The sequence below is a fragment of the Caloramator sp. Dgby_cultured_2 genome (assembly GCF_028872215.1).
Classification (GTDB): Bacteria; Bacillota; Clostridia; order Clostridiales; family Caloramatoraceae; genus Caloramator; species Caloramator australicus.
Genome location: NZ_CP118396.1, coordinates 1,805,670 through 1,827,699, shown reverse-complemented (window position 1 = coordinate 1,827,699; position 22,030 = coordinate 1,805,670). Strand labels below are relative to the sequence as shown.

The 22,030-nt window shown below is 34.6% G+C and carries 15 protein-coding genes, 11 pseudogenes and 1 riboswitch; of the genes and pseudogenes, 17 read left to right on the top strand and 9 right to left on the bottom strand.

Annotation, left to right across the window (positions count from 1 at the left end):
• Positions 1 to 14: 14 nt before the first annotated feature.
• Positions 15 to 455 (top strand): hypothetical protein, encoded by a 441-nt coding sequence (locus tag PWK10_RS12715; protein WP_274766292.1) that lies wholly within the window; start codon positions 15 to 17, stop codon positions 453 to 455.
• Positions 456 to 650: 195 nt separating this feature from the next.
• Here the strand turns inward: PWK10_RS12715 and PWK10_RS12710 are convergent, their stop codons facing one another.
• Together PWK10_RS12710 and PWK10_RS12705 are read right to left on the bottom strand one after the other, a co-directional pair.
• Entirely contained in the window at positions 651 to 995 is a 345-nt protein-coding gene (locus PWK10_RS12710; protein ID WP_274766291.1) for a hypothetical protein, read from the bottom strand.
• 22 nt (positions 996 to 1,017) lie between these two features.
• Positions 1,018 to 1,146 (bottom strand): hypothetical protein, encoded by a 129-nt coding sequence (locus PWK10_RS12705; protein ID WP_008907973.1) that lies wholly within the window; start codon positions 1,144 to 1,146, stop codon positions 1,018 to 1,020.
• 450 nt (positions 1,147 to 1,596) lie between these two features.
• Between PWK10_RS12705 and PWK10_RS12700 the strand changes: the two genes are divergently transcribed.
• Complete coding sequence (locus PWK10_RS12700; RefSeq protein WP_274766290.1) at positions 1,597 to 2,844, top strand: sialidase; 1,248 nt, start codon at positions 1,597 to 1,599, stop codon at positions 2,842 to 2,844.
• Positions 2,845 to 2,909: 65 nt separating this feature from the next.
• A pseudogene (locus tag PWK10_RS12695) lies at positions 2,910 to 4,111 on the top strand (Nramp family divalent metal transporter).
• A gap of 31 nt (positions 4,112 to 4,142) precedes the next feature.
• Here PWK10_RS12695 and adhE read toward each other — a convergent pair.
• Positions 4,143 to 6,728: a bifunctional acetaldehyde-CoA/alcohol dehydrogenase gene (gene adhE / locus PWK10_RS12690; protein WP_274766289.1), complete on the bottom strand. Its 2,586-nt coding sequence runs from the start codon at positions 6,726 to 6,728 to the stop codon at positions 4,143 to 4,145.
• 302 nt (positions 6,729 to 7,030) lie between these two features.
• Between adhE and PWK10_RS12685 the strand changes: the two genes are divergently transcribed.
• From PWK10_RS12685 to guaA, 9 genes and pseudogenes are all read left to right on the top strand, one after another.
• Entirely contained in the window at positions 7,031 to 7,423 is a 393-nt protein-coding gene (locus PWK10_RS12685) for a Uma2 family endonuclease (protein ID WP_274766288.1), read from the top strand.
• Positions 7,396 to 7,581 (top strand): Uma2 family endonuclease, encoded by a 186-nt coding sequence (locus PWK10_RS12680; RefSeq protein ID WP_274766287.1) that lies wholly within the window; start codon positions 7,396 to 7,398, stop codon positions 7,579 to 7,581. The genes PWK10_RS12685 and PWK10_RS12680 overlap by 28 nt, the downstream gene beginning before the upstream one ends.
• 37 nt (positions 7,582 to 7,618) lie before the next feature.
• A pseudogene (larE, locus tag PWK10_RS12675) lies at positions 7,619 to 8,426 on the top strand (ATP-dependent sacrificial sulfur transferase LarE).
• Positions 8,426 to 9,186: pseudogene (larB, locus tag PWK10_RS12670) on the top strand (nickel pincer cofactor biosynthesis protein LarB). The pseudogenes larE and larB overlap by 1 nt, the downstream one beginning before the upstream one ends.
• Position 9,187: 1 nt before the next feature.
• Positions 9,188 to 10,341, top strand: a pseudogene (larC, locus tag PWK10_RS12665) (nickel pincer cofactor biosynthesis protein LarC).
• Between the two features lie 11 nt (positions 10,342 to 10,352).
• Positions 10,353 to 10,772 carry a type VII toxin-antitoxin system MntA family adenylyltransferase antitoxin gene (mntA, locus tag PWK10_RS12660; protein ID WP_008908444.1) on the top strand — a complete coding sequence of 140 codons (420 nt, stop codon included), beginning with the start codon at positions 10,353 to 10,355 and terminating at the stop codon, positions 10,770 to 10,772.
• Positions 10,769 to 11,191: a type VII toxin-antitoxin system HepT family RNase toxin gene (gene hepT / locus PWK10_RS12655; RefSeq protein ID WP_274766286.1), complete on the top strand. Its 423-nt coding sequence runs from the start codon at positions 10,769 to 10,771 to the stop codon at positions 11,189 to 11,191. The genes mntA and hepT overlap by 4 nt, the downstream gene beginning before the upstream one ends.
• 57 nt (positions 11,192 to 11,248) lie before the next feature.
• Positions 11,249 to 11,349: riboswitch (purine riboswitch) on the top strand.
• Positions 11,350 to 11,432: 83 nt separating this feature from the next.
• Positions 11,433 to 12,881: pseudogene (guaB, locus tag PWK10_RS12650) on the top strand (IMP dehydrogenase).
• Positions 12,882 to 12,947: 66 nt separating this feature from the next.
• Positions 12,948 to 14,478, top strand: a pseudogene (gene guaA, locus PWK10_RS12645) (glutamine-hydrolyzing GMP synthase).
• Between the two features lie 19 nt (positions 14,479 to 14,497).
• Here guaA and PWK10_RS12640 read toward each other — a convergent pair.
• The 3 genes and pseudogenes from PWK10_RS12640 to PWK10_RS12630 form a co-directional block, all read right to left on the bottom strand.
• Positions 14,498 to 14,887 carry a bacteriohemerythrin gene (locus tag PWK10_RS12640; RefSeq protein WP_274766285.1) on the bottom strand — a complete coding sequence of 130 codons (390 nt, stop codon included), beginning with the start codon at positions 14,885 to 14,887 and terminating at the stop codon, positions 14,498 to 14,500.
• Between the two features lie 65 nt (positions 14,888 to 14,952).
• Positions 14,953 to 15,221, bottom strand: a pseudogene (locus tag PWK10_RS12635) (DUF3793 family protein).
• Positions 15,222 to 15,527: 306 nt separating this feature from the next.
• Positions 15,528 to 15,830: a DUF2325 domain-containing protein gene (locus PWK10_RS12630; protein WP_274766284.1), complete on the bottom strand. Its 303-nt coding sequence runs from the start codon at positions 15,828 to 15,830 to the stop codon at positions 15,528 to 15,530.
• Positions 15,831 to 16,027: 197 nt separating this feature from the next.
• Here PWK10_RS12630 and PWK10_RS12625 point away from each other — a divergent pair, with 197 nt between their 5' ends.
• The 4 genes and pseudogenes from PWK10_RS12625 (at position 16,028) to PWK10_RS12610 (ending at position 18,652) form a co-directional block, all read left to right on the top strand.
• The gene (locus PWK10_RS12625; RefSeq protein ID WP_274766283.1) at positions 16,028 to 16,327 is read left to right on the top strand and encodes a hypothetical protein; all 300 of its coding nucleotides are present in this window, start codon (positions 16,028 to 16,030) and stop codon (positions 16,325 to 16,327) included.
• 20 nt (positions 16,328 to 16,347) lie between these two features.
• A complete protein-coding gene (locus PWK10_RS12620; protein WP_274766282.1) occupies positions 16,348 to 17,580 on the top strand; it encodes a S41 family peptidase in 1,233 nt (410 codons plus the stop codon).
• A 41-nt stretch (positions 17,581 to 17,621) separates the two neighbouring features.
• Positions 17,622 to 18,403, top strand: a pseudogene (gene thiD, locus PWK10_RS12615) (bifunctional hydroxymethylpyrimidine kinase/phosphomethylpyrimidine kinase).
• A 60-nt stretch (positions 18,404 to 18,463) separates the two neighbouring features.
• Positions 18,464 to 18,652, top strand: coding sequence for an H-type small acid-soluble spore protein (locus tag PWK10_RS12610; RefSeq protein ID WP_008908452.1), 189 nt, complete (start codon positions 18,464 to 18,466; stop codon positions 18,650 to 18,652).
• Positions 18,653 to 18,670: 18 nt separating this feature from the next.
• On the opposite strand, the pseudogene nadC reads toward PWK10_RS12610, so the two are convergent.
• From nadC to nadA, 3 pseudogenes are all read right to left on the bottom strand, one after another.
• A pseudogene (gene nadC / locus PWK10_RS12605) lies at positions 18,671 to 19,495 on the bottom strand (carboxylating nicotinate-nucleotide diphosphorylase).
• Positions 19,476 to 20,768: pseudogene (locus PWK10_RS12600) on the bottom strand (L-aspartate oxidase). The pseudogenes nadC and PWK10_RS12600 overlap by 20 nt, the downstream one beginning before the upstream one ends.
• A gap of 1 nt (position 20,769) precedes the next feature.
• Positions 20,770 to 21,671: pseudogene (nadA, locus tag PWK10_RS12595) on the bottom strand (quinolinate synthase NadA).
• A 166-nt stretch (positions 21,672 to 21,837) separates the two neighbouring features.
• On the opposite strand from nadA, the gene PWK10_RS12590 reads away from it, so the two are divergent.
• Positions 21,838 to 22,020, top strand: a complete 183-nt coding sequence (locus PWK10_RS12590) for a hypothetical protein (RefSeq protein WP_274766281.1) — start codon at positions 21,838 to 21,840, stop codon at positions 22,018 to 22,020.
• The last annotated feature ends 10 nt before the right edge of the window (positions 22,021 to 22,030 follow it).

Genomic DNA, 22,030 nt, shown 5'->3' with positions numbered 1-22,030 from the left:
TAATCAGGTCGCTTTTGAATGCAGAAAAGGAGAATGTGTTTAGTGTAAGTGGTAAATTATCAAGGGAAGTTTTATATGCAGCTTCGTTGAATGATTTATTATTAAGTTATTGCGACAAGAATATAGAGGTAATTTATAAAGCAAAGGATATTCTAAGGAATATAAATGATTATTTTGAATTAAATATTTCAAATATTAAATCAGCTAAGCTTAATAATATTAGAGGAAGGGATTTTATAGGATTTAACATTTCTTCAAACATTGAAACTTTATATAATACTGTATTCAAAACAAAGATAGAGATAGATAAAAAGAAATTTAATAACGCATATGTTTATTATTTTAATGGTTCTACATTTGTATATGTTCCTTCTAGACTTAAAGATAAGACTGTAGAATTTGAAACAAAGCATTTAGGAGATTTTATAATTTTAAATAGACCTTTAGATTATTAAAAACAAATAAGCCAGGCTCAGACTGTTTAAAAGTTATTTTTGATAAGGCCCGTGAAGGATTTCCCTGGCATTCGCTCATTTCGCTAAGCAATTCTAATTGCTAGGGCTCATGAGAGATGCCTCTTTGAAATCCATTCACGGGGCTCTTGCAAAGTCTGAACACCAAAGAGGGGTTGTCAACAATCTGAGCCTGGCTTATTTTGAATATTTCAAGGTCAAACGGATTATTCTTCTTACTAATCTTCTTGCTACCGGCATTGGGATTCCATAGGCCCTTAAGATTGCAAATATTTGAGGATCGTTTTTCTCAATCTTGTTTAAAATCTCCTCAACAGAAACTCTGTCTTCTTCCCTATCTTCATAACCATCTTCATCATCCATATCTATAAGCATAGGCATCATTTGCATCATTGGCGTCCACATCATAGGCATATGCATCATCGGCATTTGCATCATATAAGGCATGCTTTGCATTTTTTCCATTCCCATCATTGGCATCATATAGTGATAAAAAGGACACATAAACATGTGATGATACATAAACTCCCTCCATCTATATTGATTAGTCTAATAAATCCTTAAAATTAGTAAATAATTCAAACATATATCTTTGTTCATGTGTAATGTGCTCTAATAGTTCCTGCCATACAGCATCGTCTTTTCCGTATTGTTTAATTTCTGGAAGAAGCATTAAGAAATGTCCATCATGAAGTAAAAATTCATCTATGAGACTTTTTACGTCAAGATAAACTAGAGGGGTGATGTGGGACTTCCCCTTTATTGCTTCGGCTTTTTCATTATTGGCTTAAACATTTCACTAATTTCATCTAATCTTCGGTTTAGGGATTCTGGAAGATTTTTATTGTGAGGGAAGCGACCGTTTTAATAAATATTGGGTGTTCACTTGAAACTTCGCTCCATAGCAAGATTTCATTTACAACGCAGGTTAGATTTGTAAAATAGCATTTGCAATACAACATATCACCTTTAATTATTACTCACAATAAATAATATATGTAAATAATTTAAAATGGTGATTAGTATTTAATAAAAATAAATTATTTTTACCTTCTTACTTTGTAACATCAAGCATATAAGAACTATATTATATTAATGTAAGTATTAATTTGGGGGTTTTACTTTGTATTGTCCATACTTTTGGATGTGGCAGTATTGGAGGGAATATGAAGATTATGATGAGAACTACAGGGATGATGATTTGGAATTGGAATACGAAGAGGATGAATTAGTAAGGCAAATTACTCAAGAGGTAAATAGAATAATGAGGCTTGTTGATACAGAATTTGCAAATGTATATGCTGAGCTAAGAAGTTATGGAATGCCAAGGAATGTTACTCGACTTTTATTCAGGGCAATTGTTAACTACGTTGTAAGAAATGCTGAAAACTATACAGGAAATATTAATCAAAAGACGGATGCATTATTCACAAGCTTAAGAAGAGATATGCCTTGGATTTTTGCAACATTTATAGGTTTTAGAGTTCCAACCCGTAGAACAAATGAAATAATTAGAGATCTCATAAAATTTACTTTGGAAAATATGAAGGGACAAACACCATCAGGATGGAGTGACTGGGAAAGCCTTGGTGGAATTTTAACCTCTGGACCAGGCGCTGCATCCTGGGGACCAAACAGAATAGATGTATTTGCAAGGGGGACAAATAATGCCCTATGGCATAAATGGTGGGACGGGAGAAGATGGAATAACTGGGAGGACCTTGGAGGAATTTTAACATCAAGTCCGGATGCAGTATCCTGGGGACCAAACAGGATAGATGTATTTGTAAGGGGAACGGATAATGCCCTTTATCATAAATGGTGGGACGGCTCAAGGTGGAGCGAATGGGAGAGCCTAGGTGGGATTTTGACATCAGCACCAGCTGCAGCATCATGGGGAAGAAATAGGATAGACGTATTTGTAAGGGGAACGGATAATGCCCTTTATCATAAATGGTGGGATGGTTCTAGATGGAGTGACTGGGAAAACCTTGGAGGAGTATTAACGTCAGCACCAGCTGCAGTATCCTGGGGACCGAACAGAATAGATGTATTTGCAAGGGGGACAAATAATGCTCTATGGCATAAATGGTGGGACGGGAGAAGATGGAGCGAATGGGAGGACCTTGGAGGAGTATTGACATCAGATCCAGCAGCTTCTTCTTGGGGACCAAACAGAATAGACGTATTTGCAAGGGGAACAAACAATGCCCTATGGCATAAATGGTGGGACGGAAGAAGATGGAGTGATTGGATGGACCTTGGAGGGCAATTGACTTCAGAACCGGCGGCAGTATCCTGGGGACCAAATAGAATTGATGTATTTGCAAGGGGAACTGATAATGCCCTTTGGCATATATATAGGGGGTAAAAGGAAAATCTTGTGGGGGCATGTCTCCCACAAGATTGATGTTAAAGTCTTAAGGGGGAAACATAATGGTTAGGGAATTCATTAAATATATTGGGCCAGGACTTCTAATAACTGTAGGATTTATAGACCCCGGCAATTGGGCATCAAATGTTGCGGCAGGTTCTCAATATGGCTATAGGCTTTTATGGATGGTTACTTTATCTACTTTGATGCTTATTGTGCTGCAGCATACAGCTGCAAGACTTGGAATTATTACTGGAAAGAGCCTATCTGAAGCTGCAACCTCTTATACTAAACCTATTATAAGCAAATTAATTTTGTCAAGTGCCTATTTTGCTTCAGTATCTACAGCCCTTGCAGAAATTTTAGGTGGAGCAATAGCCCTTTATATGCTCTTTTCTATTCCAATTAAATTGGCTGCAGTTTTAATAGCAACCTTTTCATTATTTATGATATGGACTAACTCCTATAATAAAATAGAGAAATGGATAATATGCTTTGTATCGATTATTGGTTTTTGCTTTGTGTTTGAACTTGCTCTTGTCGATGTTGAATGGGGAAGGCTATTTTTAGCTCAACTGTTCCCGCCATTCCTAAGGGATCAATGCCTATAATAATGAGCGTTTTAGGCGCTGTTGTAATGCCCCATAATATTTTTTACACTCAGAAATAATTCAAAACAAACATTTTGACAGGACGGATGAAATTAAGTTAAAAAGGCAAGTAAGGTTTGAATTTTTAGATACTCTTTTTCTATGATAATAGGATGGGGAATAAACAGTGCAATGATAATAGTTGCAGCTGCTACCTTTTATAAAAACGGGATAATAGTTCAAGAACTTCAACAGGCACAAATCCTCTTAAGACCAATCCTTGGTAACTTAGCATCCTTTGTTTTTGCCCTTGCTCTTTTGTTTTCGGGAATTTCCTCAAGCATTACGGCAGGGATTTCTGGAGGGTAATTTATTCAGGAATCTATAACAAAACCTATGATATAAAAGATAAAGAAACAAAAATAGGTATAACTATGACTATAATCTGTGCACTTTTAATAATTATGTTAATCAGCGATACCTTTAAAGGCCTTTTAATATCTCAGATAGTTTTAAGCATTCAGCTTCCCTTTACAATTTTTCTTTTAATATATTTAACAAGTTCTAAATATGTTATGGGTAAATTTAAAAATGATTTAAAAACAAATATTTTGCTATGGATTATAGGGATTGTCGTAACCCTTCTTAATGTTCTTTTATTACTAAAACAATAGGGCTACCTCGAATATGAGATAGCCCTTTAAATTATCTTCCTTCAAATGCCCTAATATAGATTTCCTTTATTTCGCTGATTAAAGGATATCTTGGGTTAGCTCCTGTGCACTGATCATCAAAGGCCTGTTCTGCAAGTTCATCAAGTTGTGCATAGAACTTCTTTTCAGATATTCCGGCTTCTTTAATTGATTTTGGAATACCTATCTTTTCCTTTAAATCTTCTATTGCCTTTATTAATAGTTCAACCTTTTCATCTTCATCTTTTCCACCAAGTCTTAGATAGTCTGCAATTTGTGCGTATCTCCATTTTGTATTTGGGTATTTGTATTGTGGGAAGGCAGTTTGCTTTCTTGGGTTATCTACTGCATTGAATCTTATAACTTCGCTGATCAAAAGTCCATTTGCAACGCCGTGTGGTATATTGAAGGCAGCACCAAGTTTATGGGCCATAGAGTGGCATATTCCAAGGAAGGCATTTGCAAAGGCCATTCCTGCTATTGTTGAAGCGTAAGCCATCTTTTCCCTTGCCTTTTGATTTTTAGCCCCTTCACTATAAGCTGTTGGTAGATATTTAAATATTAGCCTTATCGCTTCAAGGGCAAGTCCATTAGTAAATTCAGATGCAAGAACAGAAACATAGGCTTCTATTGCATGGGTTAGTGCATCTATACCTGACGCTGCAGTAAGTCCCTTTGGCATATTCATCATAAGCTCAGGATCAACGATGGCCATATCAGGTGTTAATTCGTAGTCAGCAAGTGGGTATTTGATTCCTGTTTTTTCATCTGTTATAACGGCAAATGGTGTCACTTCAGAACCTGTTCCTGCTGTTGTTGGGATAGCAACCATCATGGCCTTTTTACCTAGTTCAGGGAATCTATAGATTCTTTTTCTAATATCCATAAATCTTAAAGCAAGGTCCTCAAATCTAACTTCAGGATGTTCATACATTACCCACATAATCTTTGCAGCATCCATTGGTGAGCCTCCACCAAGAGCTATTATAACATCAGGGGAGAAGGATTTCATAAGCTCAGCACCCTTTTTAGCACAAGATAATGTTGGGTCTGGTTCAACTTCAAAGAATACGCTGTGCTGAATTCCAAGCTCATCTAATAAATCGGTGACTTTACTTGTAAATCCAAGATCAAACAACACCTTATCAGTTACAATGAAGGCCTTTTTCTTGTTCATATCCCTTAATTCCTTAAGGGCTGTTGAAAGACTTCCATATTTGAAGTAAATTTTTTCAGGAACCCTAAACCAGAGCATATTTTCTCTCCTCTCAGCTACGTTTTTGATGTTCAATAGATGTTTAACTCCTACGTTTTCTGAAACTGAGTTTCCGCCCCAGGAACCGCAGCCAAGAGTTAGAGAAGGCTCTAATCTAAAGTTATATATATCACCAATTGCCCCTTGTGATGATGGCATGTTTATTATTATTCTTCCTGTTTTCATAGCAGCGCTGAACTTTTCAACTCTATCCTTGCACTTTATTGTATCTGTGTAAAGAACGGATGTATGACCAAACCCACCGTGTTTTACAAGCTCAACAGCAAGGTTTAGAGCTTCATCAAAGCTTTTTGCTCTATACATTGCAAGAATTGGTGATAATTTTTCAAAGGAGAAGGGTTCAGAAAGTCCAACCTTTTCAACTTCACCGATGATTATTCTTGTATTTTCAGGGATTGTAATTCCTGCCATTTCAGCGATTCTTTGGGGGCTTTGTCCAACTATTTTTGCGTTTATAGAGCCATTTACAAGAATTATTTTTCTTACCTTATCTATTTCATCATCCTTTAAGAAATAGGAACCTCTTTCCATGAATTCCTTTTTAACTTCATCGTAAACTTCATCTAAAACTATAACAGCCTGTTCCGATGCACATATAACTCCGTTGTCAAAGCTTTTTGAAAGAATGATTGAGTTTACTGCCATCTTTATATGAGCTGTTTCATCTATAATGGCTGGTGTATTTCCTGAACCAACACCTATAGCTGGTTTTCCAGAGGAGTAGGCTGCCTTTACCATTCCAGGACCGCCGGTTGCAAGGATAAAGTCGCATTGGCTCATAAGAAGCTGTGAAAGTTCAACAGAAGGCTCGTCTATCCAAGCGATGATGTTTTCAGGAGCTCCTGCCTTAACAGCGGCCTTTAAAATTATTCTTGCGGCCTCTATTGTTGAATTTTTAGCCCTTGGGTGTGGGGAGAATATTATACCGTTTCTTGTTTTTAGCGCAAGGAGGGCTTTAAATATAGCTGTTGATGTTGGGTTTGTTGTAGGAACAATTGCTGCTATAACGCCAATTGGTTCTGCGATTTTAACAATACCTGAAGATTCATCCTTTTCAATAACTCCACAGGTCTTTTCATCCTTGTATTTGTTGTATATATATTCTGAAGCAAAGTGGTTTTTAATAACCTTATCTTCGACGATCCCCATTCCTGTTTCTTCAACGGCCATTTTTGCAAGATAAATTCTTGCCTCATTTGCAGCCATTGCAGCAGCTCTAAAAATCTCGTCAACCTTTTCCTGTGGGAAAGTTGCATAAATTTCTTGAGCCTGTCTTACTTGATTAATCCTTTGCATTAATTCGTCATTGTTCGTAATTAACATACAAAACACCTCTCTTTGATATAAAATTAACAAACAACATTATAAAAAATAGTATTTTCTTTATAGATAAAGGTTTTATTGATATAATAAATGATTAAAATGCTTGATAATATTTAGCTGTCAATGTTCTGCTTGATTGTTATTTATTTCACAATTTAATTATAAGCTTTTGTAAGTAAAAAATCAATAGTTTCTGATAAAATTTTAACAAGTTATATTTTTATGCTGTATTTTCTTTTCACTTGTAAAAATTATCAATTAAACTATAATAAAAGTATGAATATGTTTTAGGGGTTGGTTATATGCTACCGGAGGCAAGAAAATACTCTTATCAAGAATTTTTAGAGTTAACTAAGGATAAAAGAGCCGAATTTATAGATGGACAAATTTATCTTTGGGCATCACCATCTACAGAACATCAAAGAACAGTAGGAAGGCTTTTTGCAAAGTTTTTAGAGTATTTTGAAGATAAAGGGTGTGAACCTTTTGTTGCTCCTTATGACGTTATATTTGAAAATGAAAATACAGGAGAAAAACATGTCGTTCAACCTGATATTATAGTGATTTGCGACAAGAGCAAAATAACAGCAGAAAATTATAGAGGGATTCCTAAACTTATTGTTGAAGTTTTATCACCTTCGAATGCATCCCATGATTATATAAAAAGATGGATTTATATTCGAGGTTTGGTGTAGATGAATATTGGATTGCAAGTCCTAAAGGGAAGACTGTCCAGGTTTTTGTTCTAAAGGAAGGGATATATATAGAATATGGAACATTTTCAAAAGATGATTTTGTAGAATCGGCTTTCTTTAATGATTTAAAGATAAATCTAACAGAAATATTTATCTAAGCCCAAAAGGGCTTTTTAATTTAAAAGGAGGTTACTTATGGATAGTTTTACAAAACTTAATGAACTTAAAAACATATTAGAGGATATGGGAAGCGTCTTAGTTGCTTTGTCTGGGGGAATAGATAGCTCCTTTTTATTAAAGGTATCTAAGGATGTATTAGGAAATAGAGCAGTAGCAGCCACAGCTATATCCTACATATACCCTTCGTGGGAAATTAATGAGGCAAGGGAATTTGCAAAGGAATTAGGTGTTGAGCATGTGGAGATTGAGTTTGATCCCTTAAGGGATGTTTTAGGTTTTAAAAATAACCCAATAGATAGATGCTATATCTGTAAAAGGACTGTTTTTCAAAACTAATTTCCTTTGCCAACGAAGTTGGAATAGACTATGTTGTGGATGGAACTAATGCCGATGATTTAAAGGATTATAGACCAGGGCTTAGAGCAATAGAAGAGCTAAAGGTTAAAAGCCCCTTACTTATGGCAGGTCTTTCAAAGGAGGATATAAGATTTTTAGCAAAGGAAATGGGACTTAAATTTTATGATAAACCCTCCTTTGCTTGCCTTGCAACAAGGATTCCCTATGGAGATGAGATAAACAAAATAAAACTAAAGATGATTGATGATGCTGAAGTTTTTCTAATAAACAAGGGTTTTAAAAATGTAAGGGTAAGATGTCATGGGGATATTGCAAGGATAGAAGTTCCAAAGGATGATTTTAAAAAGTTTTTTAGCATGGAACTTATAGATGAAGTTGAAAAAAGCTAAAGGAAATAGGCTTTAAATATGTTTCATTAGATCTTACGGGTTATAAAACAGGAAGTTTAAATGAGGGGGTAAAGTAATGGACAGGAATACGTTAAAGGGGATACTAACTAAAGTTAAAGAAGGAGAGCTGGATGTAGAGAAGGCTCTAGATGCATTAAAGGATGTTCCCTTTAAGGATTTAGACTTTGCAAAGCTTGATTACCATAGAGCCATAAGGGTTGGTTATCCAGAGGTTGTTTTTACTGAAGGTAAAGATATTAATCATTTGAGGGGAATTCTTTTAGATATGATAAACAGAGATGCCAATGTCCTTGCAACAAGGATGTCAAAGGAGGTTTATGAAAGAGTAAAGGATATTTCTGAAAATATGGTATATCATGAGCTTGCAAGGATACTCATAGTAAATCCAAAGGATGTTGAAAAGGTAGGTAAGGTTGCTGTTGTCACAGGGGGAACGGCAGATATCCCTGTGGCAGAAGAGGCAGCAGTAACCCTTGAGGCCTTTGGAAATAATGTTGTAAGGATTTTTGATGTTGGGGTTGCAGGAATACATAGATTGTTTTCTAATATGGATAAAATTAAGGGTTCGAGCTGCATTGTTGCAGTTGCTGGAATGGAGGGGCACTTCCTTCCGTTCTTGCTGGACTTGTGGATGTTCCTGTTATTGCTGTTCCAACAAGCGTAGGATATGGGGCAAATTTTAGGGGGCTCTCTGCTCTTTTAACTATGCTAAACTCTTGTGCTGCTGGTATTTCCGTTGTTAATATCGACAACGGATTTGGTGCAGGATATATCGCTTCTATGATAAACAAAGGATTTTTAGAAACGGAGTGGTAAAATGATACTTTATTTTGACTGTTTTTCAGGAATTAGCGGTGATATGGCTGTAGGTGCTCTTTTAGATCTTGGCGTTCCTAAGGATTATTTAATTGAGAATTTAAAAAGTTTAAATATAGATGAAGAATATCAAATAGAAATCAGAAAAAGCAATAAAAACGGCATAGAAGGAACGGACTTTTATGTTTTTTTAAAAGAGGAAAATATCCATCATCATGAAAGAAATTTAAAGGATATAATAAGCATTATAGATAAAAGCAGGATTACAGATGGTGCCAAAAATATTGCAAAAAGGATTTTCAATATATTAGCAGAGGCGGAGGCAAAGGTCCACGGAAAAAGCATAGATGAGGTTCATTTCCATGAGGTTGGAGCGGTGGATTCGATAATTGACATTGTTGGAGTTGCTGTTTGTATAGATTATTTAAAACCTGACAAAATAATTTCTTCATATGTAAATACAGGAAGCGGATTCGTAAAATGCCAGCATGGGATTTTACCTGTTCCGGCACCGGCAACCATGAATATATTAAAAGATGTTCCTATTTATTCTGATGAAAGAAAATTTGAGCTTACAACTCCAACGGGAGCAGCTATTTTAAAGGGGCTTTGCTCTGAATTTGTTGAGGGTATAAACATGAAGGTAAAGGCAGTGGGGTATGGTTGTGGTAAAAAGAACACAGAAAAGCCTAATGTTTTAAGGGTTATTCTTGGTGAGGAGGATAAGGAGGAAGTTGTTTTACTTGAAACTACAATAGATGATATGAATCCTCAGTTTTACGGATATGTTATGGATAAACTATTTGAAAAGGGTGCCCTTGATGTTTATCTTACTCCGGTTTATATGAAAAAAATAGGCCTGGAATTGTAATATCAGTTCTTGTCCATGAAAACAAGGAAAAATCCATAATTGAGGTTCTATTTAAAGAAACGACGACAATAGGAATAAGAAAATTTAAAATAAAAAGATATGAACTTCAAAGGGAAATCAAAAGGGTGGAGACGGAATTTGGTAAAGTCGATTTTAAAATTTCAAAATACGAAGGTGAAATTGTAAACATATCCCCTGAATTCGAGGATTTAAAAAGGATTTCAATGGAGAGGGGACTTCCTTTGAAGGATGTTTATAATTTTGTAAGGAGAACCAAGCTTTAGGGGTTGATTTAATGATATCTATAGAGGATAAAATTCCTGCTTTAGTTAATTATTTTAATGAAGATAAGAGAGTAATTGCCGTTTATATAATAGGTTCATATGGAACGGAATATCAAAGGGAAGATAGCGATATAGACTTTGCGGTTTTATTTGAAGATGATATTGATTTTATTGAAGAAACAAAGATAGCTTGTAAAATTACAGAAATATTAAAATTTGATAATGTAGATATTGTAAACCTAAATAAGGCTCCCTTGACACTTCAAGTTAAAGCAATTAATGAGGGAAGAGAAATTTATGTTGCTGATTCTATAAAGCTTAGCGATTTTATTGAATTAGTTTATAAAAAATACAGAGATGCAAAATATTTTATTGATTCCTTTAACAGAGATTTCTTTTCAAATTTTAAAAATAGAGGTGTTAACGGATGATTTTAAATATAGATTACGACAAAGTTAGGAATAAGCTTTTGTTTATCCAGGAAAACCTTAAAAAACTTGAAGAGCTAAGGAATTTTACAAAGGAAGAATTTTTAAATGATTTTAGGAATGTTGATAGTGCAAAGTATCTTTTACAAACATCTATTGAGGCAATGCTTGACATTGCAAACCATATTATTGCAAGAAATAGATGGGGGAAGGTTGAAAGTAATAGAGATTCTTTTGAAATATTGTATCAAAATAGAATTATTGACAAAAACGACATTGAAACTTATTTCTTAATGGCAAAATTTAGAAACAGGATAGTTCATATGTATATAGAAGTGGATAACGAAACAATTTATAATGTTCTGCAAAACAATCTTAAGGATATAAAAAGATTTGTAGATACAATATCAATGAATATATAAATTTTTGTATCTGGTCCTTGACGCAACGTTTTTTAATAATATAATACTAAAAAACGATATATTTTGACATTACCTGCTCATATAATCCAAGGAATATGGCCTTGAGTCTCTACCGGGTGGCCGTAAACTACCCGACTATGAGTAAGGCTTAATATGCTTTTTGGCATACTACGCTTTACTCGTAGTATGCCTTTTGTTTTATGTAAATAATAATTAAAAACCATTTGAAAAGGGGGATAATATGACAAGAATAATAAAAGAAGCCTATACATTTGATGATGTTTTATTAGTTCCACAAAAGTCAGAGGTTCTACCAAAGGATGTTGATACATCAACTTATCTTACTAAAAAAATTAAATTAAATATTCCAATAATGAGTGCAGGTATGGATACGGTTACTGAAGCTAAAATGGCTATTGCTATGGCAAGGGAAGGCGGCATTGGAATAATCCATAAAAATATGTCCGTTGAAGAACAAGCCCTTGAGGTGGACAAAGTAAAAAGATCAGAACACGGCGTAATAACAGATCCCTTCTTCTTATCTCCTGAGGATACAATTCAAGATGCTGATAATCTAATGGCAAGATATAGAATATCAGGTGTTCCGATAGTTGTTGGCAGAAGGCTTGTTGGAATAATTACAAACAGGGATATTAGATTTGAAAAGGATTATACAAAAAGATAAAGGAAGTTATGACAAAGGATAACCTTATAACTGCCCCTGTTGGAACAAGCCTTAAGGAGGCAGAAGAAATTTTGAGAAAACACAAGATAGAAAAGCTTCCTTTGGTAGATGAGGAATTTAATCTTAAAGGCCTTATTACAATAAAGGATATCGAAAAGGCAGAGAAGTTCCCTAATGCAGCAAAGGATGAAAAGGGAAGGCTACTTGTAGGGGCAGCCGTTGGAGTTTCAAAGGATATGATGGACAGAGTAAAGGCCCTATATGAGGCTGGGGTTGATGTAATTGTGATAGACACAGCCCATGGACATTCAAAGGGGGTCTTAGATGCAGTTTACAATATTAAAAATCAATACCCAGAGCTACAAATAATAGCAGGAAATGTTGCAACAGCCGAGGCAACAAGGGACCTTATCCTGGCAGGGGCTGATTGCGTAAAGGTTGGAATAGGTCCGGGTTCAATATGCACAACAAGGGTTGTAGCAGGAGTTGGAGTTCCGCAGCTTACTGCTGTTATGGACTGTGCAGAAGAAGCGAAAAATATGGGGTTCCAATAATAGCAGATGGAGGAATCAAATACTCTGGAGACATAGTAAAGGCTCTTGCTGCAGGTGCTGATGTTGTAATGCTAGGGTCTTTGCTTGCAGGATGTGCCGAAAGCCCGGGTGAAGAGGAAATATATCAAGGAAGAAGATACAAGGTTTATCGTGGAATGGGCTCTTTAGGTGCAATGCAAAAAGGAAGCAAGGATAGATATTTCCAAGAGGATAGCAAGAAATTAGTTCCTGAAGGAGTTGAAGGAAGGGTCGCCTATAAAGGGCCTGTAGGTGATACAATATATCAGCTTGTTGGAGGCCTTAGGGCAGGAATGGGCTACTGCGGTGCAAAAATATAAGAGAACTTCATGAAAAGGCAGTATTTGTTGTTCAAACATCAGCGGGACTTAGGGAGAGCCATTCCCATGATGTTCAAATAACAAAGGAGTCACCTAATTATACAACACTTTAGTGCCTGCTACTTGACATTTTGACTTTTTGATATTTCTATAAATTACCAAATTATTAGGAGGAGATTATGGAAAAGGAACTTGTAATTATAGTTGATTTTGGAGGGCAATATGCCCAGCTTATTGCAAGAAGAGTTAGGGAAAGCAGGGTTTACTGCGAAATAGTTACCTATGATGAAGCTGTTGAAAGGATAAAAAGGCAAAACCAAAGGGAATAATTTTTCAGGAGGGCCAAATAGCGTTTATGATGAAAGGGCACCTAAAATAGATAAAGAAATATTTGAATTAAATATCCCCATTTTAGGTATATGCTATGGAGATCAGCTAATAGCAGAGAGCCTTGGTGGTAAGGTTGATAGGGCAGAGGTTAGGGAATATGGGAATACGTTAATAAAGTTTAATTTATCTTCTAATCTTTTTAAAGGCTTACAGGAAAAGGCTATATGCTGGATGAGCCATACAGATCAAATAGTAAAACTTCCTGAAGGTTTTAGAGTAACAGCATCAAGTGAAAACTGTCCTATCGCTGCGATGGAGGATGAAAAGAGAAAAATATTTGGCCTTCAATTCCACCCTGAGGTTCATCATACCCAATTTGGAAGGGAAATAATTAATAATTTCCTTTTTAATATCTGCAACTTAAGTGGAAGCTGGACAATGTCCTCCTTTGTAGATGACAAGATAAAGGAGATTAAAGAAAGAATAGGTGACAAAAGGGCAATCTGTGCTCTATCGGGAGGAGTAGACTCATCAGTTGCAGCTGTTTTGGTCCACAGGGCAATAGGAGATAACTTAACATGCATATTTGTGGACCACGGTCTTTTAAGGCTCAATGAAGCCGAGGAGGTTTATAAAACATTTAAGGAAAAGTTTAACATGAACCTTATAATGGTAAATGCAAAGAATAGATTTTTAGAAACATTAAAGGGAGTTTCAGATCCGGAAAGAAAAAGAAAGATTATAGGCGAAGAATTTATAAGGGTCTTTGAGGAGGAGGCAAATAAAATTAAGGGAGCTGAATTTTTAGTTCAAGGGACGATATATCCCGATGTTGTTGAAAGCGGAACAAAAACTTCAGCTACAATAAAGAGCCACCACAACGTTGGAGGCCTTCCGGAGGACCTTAAGTTTGAACTTGTTGAACCCCTAAGGGAGCTTTTTAAGGATGAGGTTAGGGAAGTTGGAAGGCAGCTTGGAATTCCAGAGGATTTAATATCAAGGCAGCCCTTTCCAGGTCCAGGCCTTGCAATAAGAGTTTTAGGTGAAGTTACTGAGGATAAATTAAACATTTTAAGGCAGGCGGATTTTATATTTAGAGAAGAAATAAAAAAGGCAGGACTTCACAGAGATATATGGCAGTATTTTGCCGTTTTACCTGATATAAAAAGCGTTGGAGTTATGGGGGATGAAAGAACTTATGCCTATACGATAGCCCTAAGGGCTGTTGAGAGTGTAGACGGCATGACCTCCGACTGGTTTAGAATCCCCTATGAGGTGCTTGCAAGGGTATCCTCAAGGATAGTAAACGAAGTTAAGGGAGTAAATAGAGTTGTATATGACATAACTTCAAAGCCACCTGCAACAATTGAATGGGAATAAAGTGCAGCTTTGCTGCACTTTATTTTATTATTGCTTTATCTTTTTCTAATATATGATTTACAAGCCAATCGGCGATGAAGTTGAAAATATCAAGAAGGTATTTATCTTGCTCTTCATCTATATTTTCAAGGTCTATACTTTGAATTTTTTCAATGAATTTTTGATGTTCTATTTTGTGCATAAAATATCCTTCGTATCCTATTTCCTTCATAAATTTTTCTTCTTCTCCAAAATGATAGATAGTATAATCCTCAAGTTCCTTTAAAATTTCTACTATTTTGTCATACTTGTCCACATAAAATTGATTTTTAAGAGCATCATAGACTCTGCCGGCGATTTCAATCAAATGCTTATGCTGCTGGTCAATACTTTCTACTCCTATTGAATAATCTTCCCTCCATTTAATCATACAAGGCACCCCCATGAAATTAATAAACTAATTTAATGATAATTGATTAAATTACTTAAGTAAAGTTAATTTAGAAGTTTATTTTCATGAAGCATATATTCATTATAGATGTAATTTAAAGCTAGATTTTTAGCTCTATCGTATTCATTGAAAATTTGCTTTGCCCTTTCAACATCACCGAAAACCTTCCAATAACCACAAAGCTTAAAATCCTTTTCATCATTTATAAAGGCCATTACATCTTCCAGTGGAATACCTAAAAAATTCCTATTTCATGGGGGCAGGAGAGGGTATATTTTTCCTTTAAAAGGTTTAAAATTTGGCTCAAAGTCATATCGTGTTTATATCCAAAGGTTGAAAGGAAACAAATGTTTTCCCTGAAAACATTCAAAAAAGGTCCTTCCTATAAAAAAGAACTACACATCTATTACTATTTTTAAAAAGTTCAAAAGTGTAGAGTCGAAACTTTTTCTGCAACTCTGCCTTTATCGAAGGCAATATCATGCAAAAGGATGGGTCTATATTGTCAAAATTAATTATAGTAGATGGTTTAGATGAAAAGATAGTAGGTGCAGCGTGATAAAGTATTCTGCTTATTATGTAGGATCTATAATCGTATTTCTTTGTCTGATTAAACAAATTAAATATGGTCATTTTTACCCTCCATGTAATCTGCTAATTTTCCTGAGATTATTGGCCATGAGCGTCTGCAGTATATTACGTTGCAATGACAAAGATTGTTCTTTAGATTTGATACCAAGCAATGATTAATATAATCGATTAAAACTATTACTATGTCATATTTACTGTTATTCAAGATACATCCCTTTATTTTGTCTTTAGCTTTTCTGCCACTGATATGTTCAATTATATTAAATCCCTTATCCTTCAATCCTTTTATTATAGTTTGCACTTTATCTCCACCTATTATAAGTGCGGACATAAGCAACCTCCCTACATGATATTGATAATTATTATCAATTATATTCTATAATTTTATATTTCTTTTGTCAACTGGCACTATAATTGATTTTTTATATTTGGTATAATATAACAAAAATGCCTAATCTAAAGTTTATGAGGTGGGGTTATGGTGATAAAAAAGTTAAATTAAGTTTATTTATTATCGGAGCTTTATTTTTGGTATTATTAATTGGGATTTCATTTCACCATCAAATACAAGATGTTTTATTAAAGGCACAAAATAAGGATTTACCTGAACTTAGTATTGATGAAAAATTAGAGGATTTCGATTATTTATATAATGTTTTAAAGGATAACTATCCTTATTTAGAAGTTTCAAAAAGGAAAACTGGTTTTGACTGGCTTGAAAAAAGGGAGGAGTTTAAAGGGACAATTGCTAAAACAAAAACAATGTTGAATTTTATTTTGCCATCGATGAGATTTTACATCTTTTACAAAATGCCCATACAAATATAATAGGCCCTGATAGATATGATATGTATAGGGAGTTTTATAAGGGATCAGGAAATTATTCCTGGAATAGGGTAATAAACAATAAAAATGTTGAAGCTAAATATAAAAAATGGACTATGATATTGCCTAAAAGTAAAAGGATTATTCCTATTGATTTTAAGTATGTGGAAGGTAAATATATAATATATTCAAACTTAGGCGATAAAGATTTTTTAAAACAATATGATATTCCAAGGTTTTCAACTTTGATTAGTATAGATGGTATTAAAGTAGATGAATATATAAAAAATAACATGAATAAAATGTATACAACCTATGATTTTAAAAGAAACAAACTTAAAACCAATAACCTATTTATAACTTGTAATGATAATGAAAGGAAAGAATTACGATTTAAAACTTTAGATGGGAAGATAATTAAAAAGAAGTTAACTGGGATACAAGTTGAAAATACCAATAAATATAACATAAATACTGATAAAGTTTATGAAACAAAAATAATTCAAAAGGACAAAATTGCCTATTTAAAGGTTTGGTCCTTTTCATATGAACATGTTGAAAAGGATAAGGAGGGTATATATTCATTTTTAAAGAGCATAAAGGATTACCCATACCTCATAATAGACATAAGGGGCAATGGTGGTGGAAGCGAAGGCTATTATATGGAAAATATTGTCCCAGCACTAATAGAGAAACCTTTATCCACTCAATTTTATTGCCTTTATAGGGGAGGAGATTATATAAAACCCTTTTTAAAGTCAAGAAAAATAAGAACAAAACCAATAGAAAAACTTCCGGATGAATTAAATTATCCAGAAGAAACCAAAAATTTATTTAAAAGCTTTTTAGACTCAAAGGATGAAATAAGACCAAAGAATCCAGTTGGATTTAAAGGAAAAATATTTTTGCTGGTTGACGATTATGTTTATTCATCTGCCGAGGCCTTTGCGGCTTTTTGCAAAGCAACAAAATTTGCAACCCTAGTAGGGACAACAACAGGTGGTGATGGAATAGGAATGGACCCTGCGATTGTTTCTTTGCCTAACTCTGGACTTTTAATTAGGTTCCCCCTTGAAATGGGATTAAATCCCGATGGAACCCCAAATGAGGAATATCATACACAGCCAGATATTTATGTGGAACAAAGGTTTGATGATTTTGTTGAATATGTTAAATACAAAGAAAATCATTTTGATGTGATAAATCCCTACGATACAGTATTAAATTATGTGATTAAAATGATAAATGACCAATGATTTTGCTTGAATATAAAGTTAATTTTTTTGGGGGTGTAAACATGAAAAAGGTTTTGACGATTGCAGGTTCGGATAGCTCAGGAGGAGCAGGAATTCAAGCGGACATAAAAACATTTTCAGCCCATCTTGTTTACGGCATGAGTGTTATAACGTCAGTTACTGCACAAAACACAAAAGGTGTTTTGGCAGCCTTTGATTTACCAAAGGAATTTATAGAAATGCAAATTAGAGCAATATATGAAGATATAGATGTGGATGCAGTTAAAATAGGCATGCTATCCTCAAGTGAAATCATAAAAACAGTAGCGAAGGCTTTAACCTATTACAATGCAAAAACATAGTTTTAGACCCTGTAATGGTTTCTAAAAGTGGATTTAAGCTTTTAAAGGATGAAGCCATAAGCACACTAGTAGAGGATTTAATTCCTTTATGCACTATAATTACTCCTAATATAGATGAAGCAAGTTTGATGGCTGGAATTAAGATAAAAAATATCGAAGATATGGAAAAGGCTTGTAATAAAATATATAAACTTGGAGCAGAAAACGTCCTTATAAAGGGTGGACATCTTGATGGTGAACCAATTGATGTTTTATATGATGGAAAGGATTTTACATATTTTAAGGGTAAAAGGCTCATAAGTAAAAATACCCATGGAACAGGCTGCACTTTATCATCTGCCATAGCTTGTAATTTAGCATTAAGTTATTCAATAGTCGATGCAGTTAAAAGGAGTAAAGAATATATTCAAGGGGCAATTGAAAATTCCTTCAGCATTGGATACGGTGTTGGACCTATTGACCATTTTTTAGATTTAGATTAAATAAAAATGATGAATGAATAATTATATAAAAAGGTTGCATACTAACCTTGAGGTGAGATGATGGATAAAAATAGAGTAAAGGAAATTCTAAATTCAACAAAAAGCATTGAAGTTCAATATGAAAATAAGCCTGTATGGATTGAAGAACTTGACGATACAAGAAACGTAGCAAAAGTAAGAAGGCTTGATAATGGAATGCACCTTACAGTATCGGTAAATGATTTGCATGAAACGGGGACGGTTCATTAACTTTAACCGTCCCTATTTTTAAACTATCCTCAAACTCAAATCCAGCGATTTATATGAATGGGTTATTGCGCCTGTTGAAATAAAATCGACTCCTGTTTTGGCGATGTCGCCTATTGTGTTAAGATTGACGTTCCCAGAAACCTCTATTAGAGCTCTTCCATTTATAAGTTTTACTGCTTCCTTTATAAGGTCAAGATTCATATTGTCAAGCATTATTATATCAACGTTGCAGCTTAGGGCTTCCTTTACCATATCTAAAGTTTCCGTTTCAACTTCAATCTTTTTTAAATTAGAGTATCTTTTTCTTACAAGTTCTACAGCCCTTGTTATACTTCCTGCAGCTTTGATGTGATTGTCCTTAATCAGAATCCCATCGGAAAGGTTGAATCTATGGTTCACTGCACCGCCCATCCTGGTTGCGTATTTTTCTAATATCCTAAGATTTGGCGTTGTTTTCCTGGTATCAAGCAAAACTGCCTTTGTGCCCTCAAGTTTTTTACAAATTCCCGTGTAAGGGTTGCAATACCAGACATCCTTTGGATAAAATTTAGGGCGGTCCTTTCACCTATTAAAATGTTTTTAGTTTTTCCTTTAAGGGTGCATATTATATCCCCTTTTTAACTTCTTCTCCGTCCCTTTTAAAGCCTTCAATTTCAACTTCGCCTAAAAGCTCAAACACTCTTTTAAAAACGAATAGCCCTGCTAATACTCCATCCTCCTTTGCAATAAGGTTTGCTGTAGATAAAGGTCGTCAGGGATTATAGCCTCAGTCGTTATATCCTCATAAGTAACATCTTCATTTAATGCATCCTGTATTAGTTTATCAATCATCGATAAATTCATCCTTAAGATCCCACCTTTTCTTTTTAAGTTCTTTTATAACAATCCTTTTATTTTCTCTTTCTATTTCATCGATGTTAATTAGGCTGTTTTTACAAGCCTTTATCAGCTTAATACCATCTATATTTTTATTTATATCCTCCGCAGCCCTTCTTGAAAAAACTAGCCCCTCAAGAAGGGAATTGCTGGCAAGCCTATTTTCGCCGTGGACTCCTGTGCAGGATACCTCACCTACGGCATAAAGGTTATCCATTGATGTTTTTGAAAAAGGTCGACTTCAATTCCACCCATAAAATAATGCTGAGCTGGCGCGACAGGAACTAAATCCTTAGTTATATCTATTCCCCTTTTTAAACATTCGCTATATATAGTAGGGAATCTATCCCTTAAGTATGAGCTGTTAAGGTGCCTTGCACTTAAAAGGACATAGGGTTTATTTGACTTTTTAATTTCCTCTAATATTCTTAAAGAAACCTCATCCCTTGGTAAAAGCTCGTCAACGAATCTTTCACCCTTGTGGTTTAAAAGGACTGCACCTTCCCCCTTAGGCTTTCCGAAATTAAAAATCTTCTATCATCCTTTTCCTCATAAAGGGCGGTAGGGTGGAATTGGATAAACTCGATATCTTTTATTTTAACACCATGCCTTATAGCAACGGAAAGGCCATCTCCCGTTAAAATCCTTTGATTGGTTGAATTTTTAAAAAGGCCTCCAATACCTCCGGTTGCAAGGATTGTAACCTTTGAATAGATATTAAAGCACTTTCCATCCTTTATAAATATCCCGCCAAGACATCTGTTATTCTCAGATATAAGGTCTGTTAATTTTGTGTTTTCATAAACCTTGATATTTTTCTCTTTAATACATTTTTGATAAGGGTTTTTGCAACGCCTTTACCTGTCCAATCCTTAACATGAACTATCCTATTGGTGCTGTGGGCACCTTCCTTTGTAAATAAAAGCCTTCCATTTATATTGTCAAACTCCACGCCAAAATCGATGAGCCTTTTAATATTTTCCATCGACTCTTTTGCCAAAACCTTTACTGCCTCTAAATTGTTTTTGTAATTTCCAGCCTTTAGAGTGTCCTCAATGAAAGATTCTATATCCTCCTCGTCCTTTGCAGTTGAAATACCACCCTGGGCAAGGTAGGTGTTGGTTTCCTTTAAAGTAGTTTTGGAAACTAATATTATATTAAGATCTCTTCTTAAATTTAACGCTGCATATAGTCCGGCGACTCCACTTCCGACTATTAAAACATCACAATTTATCATCATATCACCTTGCAAGCATTAGCATATTTTCAAGGGCTTTTTTAGCTCCCTTTGCAATTTCCTCGTCAACATGGATTTCATATCTTGAATATAAAAGGCTCTCATATACATCTATAAGCCTCGTTTTTTTCATGTTAGGGCAGGTTGCCGTAAGGCCTGGAATGTAGAAGTTTTTGTCTGGATTTAGCTTTTTCAATGTATGGATAACTCCTTCTTCGGTTGCAATAAGGTAGTTTTTGTAGTTTGTTTTAGTAGCATAATCTATTATCTCTTTTGTGCTGCCTATAAAATCAGATATTTCCCTAACATCCCTTTCGCATTCTGGGTGAGTAAGAACTACTAAATCCTTAATATTTTCCTTTATTGATAGTATATGCTCTTTAGAAATTTTACGGTGGGTTGGGCAAAAACCAGTCCAAAGGATTATTTCCTTTTCTGGAACCTGCTCTTTTACAAATTCCCCAAGGTTTTTATCAGGAAGAAAAACAATTTTTTTATTTTCTATCCTTTTTATTATCCTAACAGCATTTGAGGATGTTACAACGACATCACAAAGGGCCTTAACCTCAGCGCTTGTATTTATATAGCAGACAAATGTTGCATCTGAATGTTTTTCTTTAAATCTTTTAATTCATCAATATCCACCATCTCAGCTAAAGGGCATCCTGCATCCTTAACAGGAAGAAGAATTTTCTTATCAGGTGATAGAATTTTAGCACTCTCAGCCATAAAATCAACGCCGCAAAATACTATTGTCCCTTTATCTGAATCCTTTGCCACCTGACTAAGGTAAAAGGAATCACCAACGAAATCGGCAATATCTATAACCTCAGGCCTTTGATAGTTATGGGAAAGGATTAGAGCATCCTTTTCTTCCTTTAGTTTCTTTATTTCCTCTATCATCATTACACCTTCCTTTACATCTGTATATACAATATTATATATAAGCAATACAGTAATAGCAACTTTACTTAAGTTATTTTGCCATAAAAGTTTGGTTATTTATAATATTTACAAAATATTGTTATCTATGAGATAATTTGAATAAAAGTTTATAAAGGGGATGATTTTAATGTTTTTAAATCCAATAATAACCCTTATATTTTTTCTTATAAACATCGCAATCCTATATTTTGTAATTTATCAAGCAGTTAAACGTGCAATTGAAGAAAATTTAATAAACATGGAGGATAGCATTAAAAGGGCTGTTAGAGATGTTTTAAAGGAACAGAAAAATGAAAATAATGACAACTAAAGGAGGACTA